13 protein-coding genes are annotated in these 12,486 nt (G+C 64.6%); 8 read left to right on the top strand and 5 right to left on the bottom strand.

Annotated features, from left to right (window positions below):
• Positions 1-141 precede the first annotated feature (141 nt).
• The 4 genes from I5S59_RS15545 to lexA are packed head-to-tail and all read right to left on the bottom strand — an operon-like array spanning position 142 to position 5,884.
• Positions 142-3,249 (bottom strand): error-prone DNA polymerase, encoded by a 3,108-nt coding sequence (locus tag I5S59_RS15545; RefSeq protein ID WP_197877417.1) that lies wholly within the window; start codon positions 3,247-3,249, stop codon positions 142-144.
• The gene (locus I5S59_RS15540) at positions 3,225-4,640 is read right to left on the bottom strand and encodes a Y-family DNA polymerase (protein WP_197877416.1); all 1,416 of its coding nucleotides are present in this window, start codon (positions 4,638-4,640) and stop codon (positions 3,225-3,227) included. Before I5S59_RS15540 ends, I5S59_RS15545 begins: the two co-directional genes overlap by 25 nt.
• A gap of 6 nt (positions 4,641-4,646) precedes the next feature.
• Positions 4,647-5,264: a translesion DNA synthesis-associated protein ImuA gene (gene imuA / locus I5S59_RS15535; RefSeq protein ID WP_197877415.1), complete on the bottom strand. Its 618-nt coding sequence runs from the start codon at positions 5,262-5,264 to the stop codon at positions 4,647-4,649.
• Positions 5,264-5,884: a transcriptional repressor LexA gene (lexA, locus tag I5S59_RS15530; RefSeq protein ID WP_197877414.1), complete on the bottom strand. Its 621-nt coding sequence runs from the start codon at positions 5,882-5,884 to the stop codon at positions 5,264-5,266. Before lexA ends, imuA begins: the two co-directional genes overlap by 1 nt.
• A 77-nt stretch (positions 5,885-5,961) precedes the next feature.
• On the opposite strand from lexA, the gene I5S59_RS15525 reads away from it, so the two are divergent.
• Positions 5,962-6,618, top strand: a complete 657-nt coding sequence (locus I5S59_RS15525) for an HAD family hydrolase (RefSeq protein WP_197877413.1) — start codon at positions 5,962-5,964, stop codon at positions 6,616-6,618.
• A 57-nt stretch (positions 6,619-6,675) separates the two neighbouring features.
• Here I5S59_RS15525 and I5S59_RS15520 read toward each other — a convergent pair whose 3' ends face one another.
• Positions 6,676-7,026 carry a hypothetical protein gene (locus tag I5S59_RS15520; RefSeq protein WP_197877412.1) on the bottom strand — a complete coding sequence of 117 codons (351 nt, stop codon included), beginning with the start codon at positions 7,024-7,026 and terminating at the stop codon, positions 6,676-6,678.
• A 160-nt stretch (positions 7,027-7,186) separates the two neighbouring features.
• On the opposite strand from I5S59_RS15520, the gene I5S59_RS15515 reads away from it, so the two are divergent.
• From I5S59_RS15515 to I5S59_RS15485, 7 genes are all read left to right on the top strand, one after another.
• The gene (locus tag I5S59_RS15515; RefSeq protein ID WP_038612501.1) at positions 7,187-7,489 is read left to right on the top strand and encodes a DUF1883 domain-containing protein; all 303 of its coding nucleotides are present in this window, start codon (positions 7,187-7,189) and stop codon (positions 7,487-7,489) included.
• Between the two features lie 3 nt (positions 7,490-7,492).
• Positions 7,493-7,663, top strand: coding sequence for a hypothetical protein (locus I5S59_RS15510; protein WP_197877411.1), 171 nt, complete (start codon positions 7,493-7,495; stop codon positions 7,661-7,663).
• Positions 7,664-7,691: 28 nt separating this feature from the next.
• Complete coding sequence (locus tag I5S59_RS15505) at positions 7,692-8,765, top strand: NAD(P)H-dependent flavin oxidoreductase (RefSeq protein WP_197877410.1); 1,074 nt, start codon at positions 7,692-7,694, stop codon at positions 8,763-8,765.
• An 80-nt stretch (positions 8,766-8,845) separates the two neighbouring features.
• A complete protein-coding gene (gene modA / locus I5S59_RS15500) occupies positions 8,846-9,604 on the top strand; it encodes a molybdate ABC transporter substrate-binding protein (protein WP_197877409.1) in 759 nt (252 codons plus the stop codon).
• The gene (gene modB, locus I5S59_RS15495; protein WP_128323682.1) at positions 9,604-10,284 is read left to right on the top strand and encodes a molybdate ABC transporter permease subunit; all 681 of its coding nucleotides are present in this window, start codon (positions 9,604-9,606) and stop codon (positions 10,282-10,284) included. Before modA ends, modB begins: the two co-directional genes overlap by 1 nt.
• 6 nt (positions 10,285-10,290) lie before the next feature.
• Entirely contained in the window at positions 10,291-11,370 is a 1,080-nt protein-coding gene (gene modC, locus I5S59_RS15490) for a molybdenum ABC transporter ATP-binding protein (protein ID WP_197877425.1), read from the top strand.
• Positions 11,371-11,412: 42 nt separating this feature from the next.
• The gene (locus tag I5S59_RS15485) at positions 11,413-12,426 is read left to right on the top strand and encodes a DNA topoisomerase IB (RefSeq protein ID WP_197877408.1); all 1,014 of its coding nucleotides are present in this window, start codon (positions 11,413-11,415) and stop codon (positions 12,424-12,426) included.
• Positions 12,427-12,486: the final 60 nt, after the last annotated feature.

Below are 12,486 nucleotides of genomic sequence, written 5' to 3'. Positions count from 1 at the left end.
TATGCTCCTACTCGTGCTCTAGGGCACTGCTGGCTATCAGTCTGCCATCCACCGCTCTCACCTCTGATTTTAAAGGCATGTGAAGACACAAGCTGGCGAAGCCGGCGATGGGCCGCGCAGCGGCCCCGGAACAGAGGTGCTTCAGTGGAAATCCCGGCTGCGCACATCCAGACCCTGCAGCAGGTGGCTGAGGTCTTCCAGGCGCTGGGCGATCAAGTGGCGTACGCCGCTCTCACACTCAAGCCGCCCACTCACCCGCAGCAACCGGGCCCCTATCAGGGCCCGGCGCTGACGCTCGGCCAGTTCGCGCCAGACCACCACATTGACGTTGCCGAACTCGTCCTCAAGGGTGACAAAGGTCACGCCACTGGCCGTCTGCGGGCGCTGCCGGCCGGTTACCAACCCCGTCACGCTGACCTTGTCGCCATGCTCGGCCTGCTCCAGCTCCTGCGAACTTCGACAGCCCAACACTGCGAGACGGCGGCGTAATAACGTCAGCGGGTGCGGCCCCAGCGTCGTACCGACGCTGGCATAGTCAGCGAACATGTCCTCGCCAACCGATGGCTGCGGCAAGCTCACCGGCGCCTCTTCTGGCGCCTCGACCCCGGCAAACAACGGCAACTGCGCCTGCACCGCCGCCACGCTCCAGCGCGCCCGGTAGCGATCGCTGGCCAGCCCGCGCAAGGCACCCGAATCTGCCAGCAGCTCACGTGCGCGGGCATCAAGCTGTGCGCGCTGGCACAGGTCAGCGACATCACGCCAGCGCGCCTCGGTCCGCGCCCGCTCGATGCGCCGGGCGTCCTCCTGGCGAAAGCCGCGCACCTGCCGCAACCCCAGGCGCAGGGCCAATGCCTGCCCTGCCCCCGGCTCCAGGCTGCAGTCCCAGTCACTGTGGCAAACATCCACCGGGCGAATCTCGATGCGATGGCGGCGCGCATCCTGAAGGATCTGGTCGGGGCTGTAGAAGCCCATGGGCCAGCTGTTGATCAGCGCGCAGGCGTAAATCGCCGGTTCATGGCACTTGAGCCAGCAACTGGCGTAGGTCAGCAAGGCGAAGCTGGCGGCGTGGGATTCCGGAAAGCCATAACTGCCAAAGCCTTTGATCTGCTCAAAAATGCGTTCGGCGAACTCGCTGCTGTAACCGTTGCCGAGCATGCCTTTGATCAGCCGTTCACGGTGCGGCTCCAGGCCACCGTGGCGTTTCCAGGCGGCCATGGCCCGCCGCAGCTGATCGGCCTCGCCCGCCGAATAGCCGCCGGCGACCATCGCCAGCTCCATCACCTGCTCCTGGAATAACGGCACGCCCAGGGTGCGCTCGAACACCGCGCGCAGCTCGGGTGACGGATAGCTCACCGGCTCCAGGCCCTGACGCCGGCGCAGGTAGGGGTGGACCATGTCGCCCTGGATTGGCCCGGGCCGGACAATGGCCACCTCGATCACCAGGTCGTAGAAATTTTTCGGCTTGAGCCTCGGCAACATGGCCATCTGCGCCCGCGACTCGATCTGGAACACGCCGACGGTGTCGGCGCGTCCGATCATTTCATAGGTGGCTGCGCAATCGGCAGGGATCTGCGCCAGGCTCAGCTGGCGTCCGCGGTGGCGGTACAACAGGTCGAAACAGCGGCGCAAGGCACTGAGCATGCCCAGGGCGAGGATATCGACCTTGAGCAGGCCGACCAGATCAAGGTCGTCCTTATCCCACTGGATGACCGTGCGACCGTCCATGGCGGCGTTTTCCACCGGCACCAGGGTGTCCAGCGGCTGCTCGCTGATAACAAAACCACCCGGGTGCTGCGACAGGTGCCGGGGAAAGCCGATCAGCTCACCGGTCAGTGTCAGCACCCGGTGCAGCAAGGGGCTGTCGGCATCGAAACCGGCTTCAACCAGCTGTTCGGCTGACGGCAAGCGGTCACTCCAGCGGCCACAGCAGTCGGCCAGGGCATTGATCTGCGCCACCGGCAGGCCCAACACCCGGGCGATATCGCGCACCGCGCCTGCGGCATGGTAGGTACTGGCCACCGCGGTCAGGGCGGCGCGGTGGCGACCGTAACGGCTGAACACATACTGCAGGACTTCTTCGCGGCGCTCGTGTTCGAAATCGACATCGATATCGGGTGGCTCATCACGCTCACGTGACAGGAAACGCTCGAACAGCAAGTGGCTGCGCATCGGGTCGAGCTCGGTGATGCCCAGCACGAAACACACCACCGAGTTGGCCGCCGAGCCGCGCCCCTGGCAGAGAATGCCCTGGCCACGGGCAAAGTTGACGATGTCGTGGACCGTGAGGAAATAGCTTTCGTAGTTCAGTTCGGCAATCAGCCCGAGCTCGTGCTCCAGAGCCTGGCGCGCCTTTGTCTCAATGCCGCCGGGCCAGCGCCAGCATGCCCCTTGCTCGCACAAATGACGTAGCCAGGCGCTGGCCGTGTGCCCTTCGGGCACCAGCTCGCGTGGGTACTGGTAACGCAGCTGGCTCAGGTCGAAACGGCAGCGGGCGGCAATGCGCAGGGTTTCATCGAGCAAGGCCTGCGGGTACAGCTCGGCCAGCTGTGCCAGCGGCCGCAGGTGGCGCTCGCCGTTGGCGAACAGACGTTGCCCGGCCTGCGCCACGGTGCAGTGATGACGGATGGCGGTCATGCTGTCCTGCAGCGCCCGCCGCCCACGGGCATGCATGTGCACATCGCCGCTCGCCACCGCAGTGATACCCAGGCTCGCGGCCAGGGCTTGCTGGCGCTGCAGACGCGGCCCGTCGTCAGCACCTCGGTGCAATTCCACCGCCAGCCACAGGCGCTCGGCAAAACGCTCGCGCAACCACTGACCGACCTGCAGGTCATGCGCATCGTCGTCGGGCAGCCACAGGGCCAACAGGCCGTCCAGCGGGCCGGCAAAGTCATCACGCAGCACCTGGTAGGCGCCCTTCTCAGCCCGCCGCCGCCCCAGGGTAATCAACCTGCACAGGTGCTGATAGCCCGTCAGGTTCTCCGCCAGCAGTACCAGCTTGGGCCCCTCGTGCACACGGATTTCACTGCCGACGATCAACGGCAGTTCTACCGCCTTGGCCGCCTGCCAGGCGCGGACAATGCCGGCCAGGGTGCACTCGTCGGTGATCGCCAGCGCCTGATAGCCCTGCTGGCGGGCGCGGCGAAACAGCTCCTGGGCGCTGGAGGCACCGCGCTGGAAGCTGAAATTGGACAGGCAGTGCAGTTCGGCATAAGCCGCCGGTGTCGTCATGCAAACCAGCCTTGCAGCCACAACGGCCCGTCTTCGCCCAGGTCGCGGTAAGCCCAGGCGTACAGCCCGGTCGGGGTCTGCACCCGGTAATAGTCACGGCGCACATCGCCGCCATCCCACCAGCCGGACTCGATCCGCTCGGCGCCGGTCAGCAGTTGCACCCCTACCCCTGACAACGCCTGGGGCGTGGCCAGCAACCAGCCCGGGCGCGGCGCCGGCGCTGTGGCTGGCGGCCGTGTCATGCCGTTATCAAGCTGCCAGGCGCACTCCGGACGGTGGTCGGCCTGGGCCGCCAGGCCGCGCACCGCGCTGTCGCCCAGGCGCGCGCGCAGGCGTTCGCGTAGCTGTTCCCAGGGCTGGTTCTGCTGCGGGCGCGGGTCGAACAGCTCGCGGTGTTGCGGCACAAAGGCCGGCAGGTCTTCGGCCAGCAGGCGCAGGTTGCGCACCGGCGCGCCCAGTTGCAGTTGCTCCAGACGCCCACGGGCCAGCTCGAACAGCATCAGCGGGTCGCGCTCGGCGGCCAGCAGCCCTACGGGCACACAGGTGTCGGCCCCTTCGGCATGTTCCAGGTGCAGGGTAAAACGCTGCACGCCACTGTCGCGACCGGCAAGAAACGCGGCCAGGTCGTTGATCAAGCGGCGCAGGGGGAAGAGCAAGGCCTGATGGGACTCGACATCAAAATTCAGCTCCAGCCGAGCATCGAAGCGATCCGGTGGCAGGTAGAAGGTCAGCGCCATGGGCCGCAGCCCCAGCAGGCGGTCCAGATGCAGTTGCACCGCCGCGGCAAAACGCCGGGCCAGCGCCTGACGCGGCAACGCCATGACCTGGCCGAGCCGACGCAGGCCCATGCGGGCAAAGGCGCTGGCCGCCTCGACGGGCAGCCCGACCCGCTCAATAGGCAGTTGTTCAAGCGCTGCGCGGGTCTGCTCAGGGCAATCGAGTGCCAGGCCATCGTGACAATTGGCGAGCATGCGCGCGGCAACCGGGTTGCTGGCCAGGACAATACGATGCCGGAACCCCAGGGCGCTCAGCTCAGTACGTAAACGCGCTTCGAACGCAGGCCAGGGGCCAAACAGCCCCAGGCTGGATTCGACTTCCAGCAGCAGGACCCGTGGGTAATGCAGGCTGACCTGGGAACTGAAGCGGTAAGCCCAGGCCGCGAGCAGTTGTTGCAACGCCTCAATGGCTGCCGGGTCATGGTCGACGCAAGTGAAATGACCGGCCAGCGCCTGGGCCGTGGTCAGCGCCTGACCGGCACGCAGGCCAAGCGCTGCCGCCGCCGGGTTGACTGCCTGCAACACCCGGCGCTGCGGCGGGCCACTGAGCAACGCCAGCGGTGTATCAGGATCGTCGCGCCCGCGCAGCACGGCGTCGAGTGCCAGCTGCGGCAGCCCAATACAAGCCCAGAGCATGATCCATCAGCCTCGCCCGGGGCTGGCAATGGGCGCCGCCGGGGCCAGGCCGCCACGGCATTTGAGCACCCGCCATTGGGCCGGACGCGCATCGACGGCAATGCGCAAAGCGGCGGGCGAAGGGTTCAGCGCCACCTGCAGCGGGCGCAAGGCAAACGCCAGGGTCTGGCCGCTTTCGGCGGCCACCTGCAAACGGCGCAAGGCACGGTCGTCGGCCTTGTGCGGCCAGCACAGCACCGCGCCACAACTGCCCGAGCGCAAACATTGTTCGGCCGCCCAGAGCACCTCGTCGGCCGCCGCCTCGACCAGCGCCAGGTGCTGCAGGTCGACGCCGGCGGCCTGCCAGGCCGGGGCGTAGGGAATGAACGGCGGCGCAATCAGCACCACCCGTTCACCACTGGCGGTCAGGCGCGCCAGGCTTGGCCAGAGCAATTGCAGCTCGCCGCAGCCCTCAGCAGCCAGCAATACCTCGGTCAGGGCACCGGGCGGCCAACCGCCGCCCGGCAAGGCGCTGTCGAGCACGGCATGGCCTGTGGGCTGCAACCCCTTGGACTGAACCTGCGGGCGGCCCTTCCAGACCCGTTGCTGGTCGAGCAGCCCGTCGAGGCTGATCAGCGCGCCCATCAGCCGCGCCTCACCAGGCCGCAGAACACGCCTTCGATCGCGAAGTCCTGCCCCGGGCCCACTTCGATGGGCGCATAGGCCGGGTTGCGTGGCAGCAAGCGGTAATGCGTCGCGCTGACCCGCTCAAAACGCTTGATCGTCACCTCGCCATCGAGGCGCGCGACGATGATCTGCCCGTCACGGGCCTCGGCCTGTTGCTTGATGCCCACCAGGTCGCCATCGAGGATGCCGTCTTCGAGCATCGAATCGCCACGCACCTTGAGCAGGTAGTCGGGGGAACGGCTGAACAGATGGGCATCGAGCATCAGCTGCTCGTGGATGTCGACGTCCGGGCCAATCGGCCGTCCGGCAGCCACCTGCCCCAGCACCGGGATTTCCAGCACCTCGGGGCGGCGCAATACCCCGGCGAGACGGATGCCGCGGGCCTGGTTGGGGGTGACCTCAATGAAGCCGGCCTCGCACAACGCCTGGATGTGCTTGCGCGCAACGCTGCGCGAGGCAAAACCGAAGGCCGTGGCGATATCGGCCAGGCTCGGGGGCTGGCCATGGTCGGCGATGCGCTCGCGAATGAACGTGAGGATCGCACTGCGTTTGGGAGATAGTGTGCTCATGGAGTACATTTGTACTCTTTTGTGCGCGCACTGACCAGCCCCCTCGATCGGGTTATGATGAGCGGCCTTTGCAAGGGATGCCTTACATGCTTGAAGCCCTGTTGTTCGACCTCGACGGTACCCTGACCGATACCGACAAACTTCACCTGCTGGCCATGCAGCAACTGCTGCAGGAAGAAGGCCGGGTGCTGACCGAGGCAGAATTCGACGCCCACGTCAGCGGCCGCGCCAACGCCGACCTGTGCCGCTACCTGTTTCCGGGGCGCCCGCTGGCCGAGCACCAGGCCTTTGCCGACCGCAAAGAAGCGCGTTTTCGCGCCCTGTCGCCCACCTTGCAGCCCACCGCCGGGTTGCTGCGCCTGCTCGAACATGCCGAAAAGGCCGGTGTCGGCATGGCCGTGGTTACCAATGCACCCCGCGCCAATGCCGTGCACATGCTCGATGCCATGGGCCTGGGCGGGCGCTTTGAACATGTACTGGTGGCCGAGGAGTTGCCGCGCGCCAAGCCCGACCCGCTGCCCTACCTGAGCGCGCTCGAGCGCTTGCAGGCCAGCGCCGGGCAGGCATTGGCGTTCGAGGATTCGGTACCGGGCGTGACTGCCGCCAGCCGGGCCGGGATCTTTACCGTCGGGCTGTCCACCAGCCAACCGGCCGACGCCCTGCTGGCGGCGGGCGCGCAACTGGTCGTGGCAGATTTCGAAGATGCGCGGTTATGGACGCTGATAGAACGGATGTCAGGCTGAAGGTGGGGCTGCCGGGCAGCCCATCTTGATCGAGCGGGGTCTGAGTGCGCTAAGGTCTTAGCCAGAAATGCAGCGTGTCGCCGCAGTTTTCACATCACCCAGGCGCAGCGGAAAGTTGTTCAGGCGTTCGTACAGTTTGATACTGCTGCCACTACCGCGCTCGTTGATGTCCACCAGAGCGGCAGGGCCACTGCCGAGCTTTTGCGGAACCACCAGGCGCAGGCCGTCATGATGTGGCTCAACCTCAAGCGGGCCGCGGGTTTCAGCCAGTTGCTTCTGCACGCATTCAGCGTATGCCTTGGGCTTCTTGCCGGAAATCACGTTCAAGGTTTCAGGCGAGCTTTCAAGCTCCGACACGCTGACACACCCGCCCAGCGTTGCCGCCAACGCCACTACAACCCACTTCATCAAGCTACACCTCCACCACGGAAAAATACTCTGACCGCGCCAAGACCATTTTGCTCCCTTGATTGGCAGATTTATCTTGGCCCTGGCACGAAGGGCGGGAGTGTAACCTGTGATCATGGTATCGTTTTGATTTGCCCAAAGATCCATTGCGGAGAGCAACATGAAATTCGTACACCAGCGTGAACACCTCAACGAAGACGACATTGTCGTCATCGAGTGTTCCCAGCGCTGCAACATCCGCCTGATGAACGACGCCAACTTCCGCAGCTTCAAGAACGGCGGCCGTCATACCTACCACGGCGGCGCGTTTGTCGACTTCCCGGCGAAGATCACTGTGCCCAGCACCGGTTTCTGGAACATCACCATCGATACCGTTGGCCCGCGCGCGCTGTCGGCCGTGACCAAACCGACCTTCACCCACAAGATCAAGTTCATCCGCCGTTCGTCGTCGAAACTGAGATAAGCCATGAGCCAGACCACCAAGTACGTCATCAAGTACAAGATCGACGGTGAGCGTCGTTTCGACTTCGCCCAGTTGAGCAGCGACGCGCCCGAAGAAGTACAAGCTGCCCTGGTAAAGCTCCACGGCGAAGACGCTAAGAACATCACCGACATCAAGGTAAGCAAAGCGCTATAAAGGTCGCCTGCGCACAAGGAGTTCCAGGATGAGTCAATGGCCAGACACCCGTCTTCTCGACCTGCTGGGGATCGAACTGCCGATTCTTCAAGCGCCCATGGCCGGCTCTACCGGTTCGGCCATGGCCATTGCCGTGAGCAATGCCGGTGGCCTGGGGTCGCTGCCGTGTGCGACCTTGAACCTGGAACAGATAAGCGCCGAGTTGCACGCATTCAAGCAGGCCTGCAACGGCCCGCTCAACCTCAACTTCTTCTGCCACCAGCCGCCTGAGCCCGACCCGGCCCGCGACGCGGCCTGGAAACAGGCACTCAAGCCCTACTATGCAGAGCTTGGCGCCGACTTCGACGCACCGACGCCGGTGTCCAACCGCGCGCCGTTCGACGACGCCCCCTGCAGCCTGGTCGAAGCCTTCAAGCCCGCCGTCGTCAGCTTCCACTTCGGCCTGCCCGAAGCTGGTTTGCTCGCAAGAGTCAAAGCCACCGGGGCGAAGGTGCTGTCCAGCGCCACCACCGTCGACGAAGCCATCTGGCTGGAGCAACACGGGTGCGATGCGATCATTGCCATGGGCTATGAAGCCGGCGGCCATCGCGGGATGTTCCTGAGCACTGACCTGAACACCCAGGTCGGTACCCTGGCCCTGGTGCCGCAGGTGGTCGATGCCGTAAGCGTGCCGGTGATCGCAGCCGGCGGTATCGGCGACCACCGTGGCATTGTCGCCGCTCTGGCGCTGGGCGCCTCCGGCGTGCAATTGGGCACCGCCTACCTGTTGTGCCCGGAAGCCAAAGTCTCGGCCGCCCATCGCCAGGCCCTGCAGACCACCAAAGACAGCGAAACCGCACTGACCAACCTGTTCACCGGCCGCCCGGCCCGGGGCATCACCACCCGCATCATGCGCGAACTCGGCCCGATCAGTGCCCTGGCGCCGCGTTTTCCGCTGGCCGGCGGTGCCCTGATGCCGCTGCGGGCGATCAGCGAACCCAATGGCAGCAGCGATTTCAGCAACCTCTGGTCAGGACAGGCGGCGCGTCTGGCCCGGGCCTTGCCAGCTGGTGAGCTGACCCGCAGCCTGGCTGAGCGCGCACTGGCGCAACTGCGTCGTTAACACAGCGCTTTCCGTTTGTCGGGAAATCGCTATATATTCTTGTATACAACGATTCCCTTCAGCCCATGGAGCTGTGTTTCATGAGTAAGTGCGCCCCCCGTTTTGCCCTGGCCGCCCTGGCCACGTTCATGACTTTCAACAGCGCCTGGGCCGATGAGGTCCAGGTAGCGGTTGCAGCCAACTTCACCGCGCCGATCCAGGCCATCGCCAAGGACTTCGAGAAAGACACCGGGCACAAGCTGGTCGCTGCCTACGGGGCTACCGGGCAGTTCTACGCGCAAATCAAGAATGGTGCACCGTTCGAGGTGTTCCTTGCCGCCGACGACAGCACCCCGGCCAAGCTGGAAAGCGAAGGCGACACCGTCAAAGGTTCACGCTTCACCTACGCCGTCGGCACCCTGGCCCTGTGGTCGGCCAAGCCGGGCTACGTCGATGACAAAGGTGAGGTGCTGAAGAAAAATGAATTCAAACACCTGTCCATCGCCAACCCCAAAGCCGCCCCGTACGGCCTTGCTGCCACTCAGGTGCTGGACAAGCTCAAGCTGAACGACGCCACCAAAGGCAAGATCGTCGAAGGCCAGAACATCACCCAGGCCTTCCAGTTCGTGTCCACCGGCAACGCCGAGCTGGGCTTTGTCGCCCTGTCGCAGATCTACAAAGACGGCAAAGTCACCGAAGGTTCAGCCTGGATCGTTCCCGCCAGCCTGCATGAGCCGATCAAGCAAGATGCCGTGATCCTCAACAAGGGCAAGGACAACGCGGCCGCCAAAGCGCTGGTCGACTACCTCAAAGGCCCGAAAGCCACTGCACTGATCAAATCCTACGGCTACGAAATCTGATGCCGCTGGACGCCAGCGACCTGGGTGCCATCTGGCTGACCTTCAAACTGGCCAGCCTGACCACCCTGATTTTACTGCTGGTGGGCACCCCCATCGCCTGGTGGCTGGCGCGCACGCGCTCCTGGCTGCGCGGGCCGGTGGGTGCTGTGGTAGCACTGCCGTTGGTGTTGCCACCGACAGTGATCGGCTTCTACCTGTTGCTGGCCCTTGGGCCCAATGGCTGGATCGGCCAGACCACCGAAGCGCTGGGGCTGGGCACCGTGGTGTTCAGCTTCACCGGCCTGGTGATCGGTTCGGTGATCTACTCCATGCCCTTTGTCGTGCAACCGCTGCAAAACGCCTTCACTGCCATTGGCGAGCGTCCGCTGGAAGTGGCCGCTACCTTGCGGGCCAGCCCCTGGGATTGTTTCGTCCATGTCGTGCTGCCCCTGGCACGTCCAGGTTTCATCACCGCCAGCATCCTCGGCTTTGCCCACACAGTGGGTGAATTCGGCGTGGTACTGATGATCGGTGGCAACATCCCCGACAAGACCCGCGTGGTGTCGGTACAGATTTTCGACCATGTCGAAGCCATGGAGTACCAGCAAGCCCATTGGCTCGCCGGAGCCATGCTGGTGTTCTCCTTCCTCGTGCTGCTGGCGCTGTACTCCAGCCGCCGGGGCAAATCGGCCTGGAGTTGAGCCGTGATGATTCATGCCCGGCTCAACGTTACCCGCAACGATTTCAAACTGGATGTCGACCTGCAACTGCCCGGTCGCGGCATCAGTGCCCTGTTCGGTCATTCCGGCTCGGGCAAGACCACCTGCCTGCGCTGCCTGGCTGGCCTGGAGCGCGCGTCCGACGCCTACATCGAGGTCAACGGGCAGGTCTGGCAGGACTCGCGACGCAATCATTTCATTGCCCCGCACCTGCGCCCGATCGGCTATGTATTCCAGGAAGCCAGCCTGTTCCCGCACCTGACCGTGCAGGGCAACCTGACCTTCGGCTGGCGGCGCATCCCGCCCCAGGCGCGCAAGGTCAGCCTCGGCCAGGCGTGTGCGTTGCTGGGTATCGAGCACTTGCTCGAGCGCAAGCCGGCCACCCTCTCCGGCGGCGAAGCACAACGGGTGGGCATCGCCCGCGCCTTGCTCAGCAGCCCGCAACTGTTGTTGATGGACGAACCGCTGGCCGCCCTGGACGGGCCGCGCAAGCGCGAAATTCTGCCGTACCTGGAGCGCCTGCACGCTGAACTGGACATTCCGCTGATCTATGTCAGTCACGCCCAGGATGAAGTGGCTCGCCTGGCGGACCATCTGGTGCTGCTCGAGCACGGCAAAGTCCAGGCCAGCGGCCCGATTGCCGCCACCCTCGCCCGCCTCGACCTGCCGTTGGCCCAGGGTGATGATGCCGGTGTGATCATCGAAGGTCTGGTCAGCAGCTACGACCACCACTATCAATTGCTGGGCCTGCAACTGCCGGGCAGTCACCTGGAACTGCGCCTGGCTCACGAACCGCTGCCCCTGGGCACGCCACTTCGGCTCAAGGTTCAGGCCCGGGATGTCAGCCTGAGCCAAGCCGACGATGCCAGCTCAAGCATCCTCAACCGGCTTCCGGTAAGGGTCAGCGGCCATCAGCCAGCGGACAACAACGCCCATGTATTGGTCAGCCTCGATGCTGCCGGCAGCGTGCTGCTGGCACGCATCACCCGTTACTCGGCCGACCAGTTGGGCCTGCACAGTGGCCAGCAACTGATCGCACAGATAAAATCGGTGGCACTGCTGGGCTGATCGTGCGGTCCATAGTACAAGTTCGATCACCGGACATGTGCAATGGACGAAGTCGCCCTTCCCGAGAGCCTGCATTACGTCGATGACAACCAGCCGGGCCTGCGCCGTAAAACACTGCGCGGCCGATTCGTTTACTTCGATGCCAGCGGCCAGCGCATCAGCGACCCAACCACGCTGGAGCGGATCAAGGCACTGGCCATTCCCCCGGCCTATACCGACGTGTGGATCTGCGCCGACCCGCAAGGTCACGTGCAAGCCACCGGGCGCGATGCCCGTGGCCGCAAGCAGTATCGCTATCATCCGCACTGGCGCGATTTTCGCGACAGCCACAAGTACGGCCGCATGCAAGCCTTCGCCAGCCTCTTGCCCAAGCTGCGCAGCCAGCTGGACAGCCACCTGGCACGCCCGGGCATGGACCGCGAGAAAGTCTTGGCCCTGGTGGTCAGCCTGCTCGACACCACCCTGATTCGCGTGGGCAACCGTCAGTACGCCCGCGACAACAACTCCTTCGGCCTGACCACGTTGCGCAACCGCCACGTCAAGGTTCAGGGCATCGCCATACGTTTTCAGTTTCGCGGCAAAAGCGGCATCGAACACCAGGTGACACTGCGCAATCGGCGCCTGGCCAACCTGATCAAACGCTGCATGGACCTGCCCGGCCAGAACCTGTTCCAGTATCAGGACGAACAAGGCAATCGCCACAGTGTTGGCTCTGCCGATATCAATGCCTACCTGCAACAATTGACCGGCAGTGACTTCACCGCCAAGGACTACCGCACCTGGGCCGGCAGCGCCCTGGCGTTGAACCTGCTGCGCAAGCTGCAATGGCAGCCTGAAACCGAAGCCCGCCGGCAGATCGTCGATACCGTCAAGCAGGTTGCCCTGCGCCTGGGCAACACACCCGCGGTGTGTCGGCGCTGCTACATCCACCCGGCCCTGCTGGAATGTTTCACCCGCGGTGAACTGGCCAGGCTGCCGCCCGCACGTAAACGCAAGGGGCTGGATACCGAAGAAGTGCGCCTGGCAGTGTTCCTGAAAAGCCTGGCACCCCCTTGAAGATCGATACAACAGGCCCCAATTCCCCTATCATGCAGAGAAATTTCCCATATTCGCTCA

It is taken from the genome of Pseudomonas alkylphenolica, from assembly GCF_016009175.1.
GTDB lineage: Bacteria > Pseudomonadota > Gammaproteobacteria > Pseudomonadales > Pseudomonadaceae > Aquipseudomonas > Aquipseudomonas alkylphenolica_B.
The sequence above is the reverse complement of the archived record's forward strand: the minus strand, read 5'-3'. Positions and strand labels throughout refer to the sequence as shown.

Coding starts and splice junctions, on each gene's coding strand:
- I5S59_RS15540 (WP_197877416.1), bottom strand. CDS start 4,640: ATGCTCTGGGCTTGTATTGGGCTGCCGCAGCTGGCACTCGACGCCGTG.
- imuA (WP_197877415.1), bottom strand. CDS start 5,264: ATGGGCGCGCTGATCAGCCTCGACGGGCTGCTCGACCAGCAACGGGTC.
- lexA (WP_197877414.1), bottom strand. CDS start 5,884: ATGTACTCCATGAGCACACTATCTCCCAAACGCAGTGCGATCCTCACG.
- I5S59_RS15525 (WP_197877413.1), top strand. CDS start 5,962: ATGCTTGAAGCCCTGTTGTTCGACCTCGACGGTACCCTGACCGATACC.
- I5S59_RS15520 (WP_197877412.1), bottom strand. CDS start 7,026: ATGAAGTGGGTTGTAGTGGCGTTGGCGGCAACGCTGGGCGGGTGTGTC.
- I5S59_RS15515 (WP_038612501.1), top strand. CDS start 7,187: ATGAAATTCGTACACCAGCGTGAACACCTCAACGAAGACGACATTGTC.
- I5S59_RS15510 (WP_197877411.1), top strand. CDS start 7,493: ATGAGCCAGACCACCAAGTACGTCATCAAGTACAAGATCGACGGTGAG.
- I5S59_RS15505 (WP_197877410.1), top strand. CDS start 7,692: ATGAGTCAATGGCCAGACACCCGTCTTCTCGACCTGCTGGGGATCGAA.
- modA (WP_197877409.1), top strand. CDS start 8,846: ATGAGTAAGTGCGCCCCCCGTTTTGCCCTGGCCGCCCTGGCCACGTTC.
- modB (WP_128323682.1), top strand. CDS start 9,604: ATGCCGCTGGACGCCAGCGACCTGGGTGCCATCTGGCTGACCTTCAAA.
- modC (WP_197877425.1), top strand. CDS start 10,291: ATGATTCATGCCCGGCTCAACGTTACCCGCAACGATTTCAAACTGGAT.
- I5S59_RS15485 (WP_197877408.1), top strand. CDS start 11,413: ATGGACGAAGTCGCCCTTCCCGAGAGCCTGCATTACGTCGATGACAAC.